This is a genomic window from Bradyrhizobium sp. MI1.11, assembly GCF_055811255.1.
Window position 1 is genome coordinate 1 of record NZ_JBVVPM010000208.1, and the last position, 410, is coordinate 410.

Genomic DNA, 410 nt, shown 5'->3' on the forward strand with positions numbered 1-410 from the left:
GCGGTGCCCGCCTTCATCCGCGTGGAGCCGGCGATCAGTTCGCGGCCGGTCTCGATCAGCACCGGAAACTTTGCCGACGCCAGCAGTATGGTGCCGGGATTGTTGGCAACGCCGATTGTCACTGTACCAAAAGAGCCTGCCTGCTGCAGCGCCGCGACCGTGAATGGCGTTGTCCCGCTGGCGGCAACGGCGATCATAACGTCGTGCGGCGTGAGCCGCGCGGCATTGATCTGTGTGACCGCGTCATCGATATCATCCTCAGCACCCTCGATGCTGGTGACGAACGCGTTGTCTCCGCCGGCGACGATGAAGTGGACGCGCTCGCTGGGCCAGGCGAAGGTCGGCATCAACTCGGCGCCGTCCTGGACCGCCACGCGGGCCGAGGTGCCGGCGCCGACATATACAATGCG

1 protein-coding gene is annotated in these 410 nt (G+C 65.4%); it reads right to left on the minus strand.

Annotated elements, in window-relative coordinates:
- Positions 1–410 (minus strand): N-acetylmuramic acid 6-phosphate etherase (locus AC0L30_RS43130; protein WP_473406806.1); only part of this gene is annotated, 410 nt, incomplete at both ends.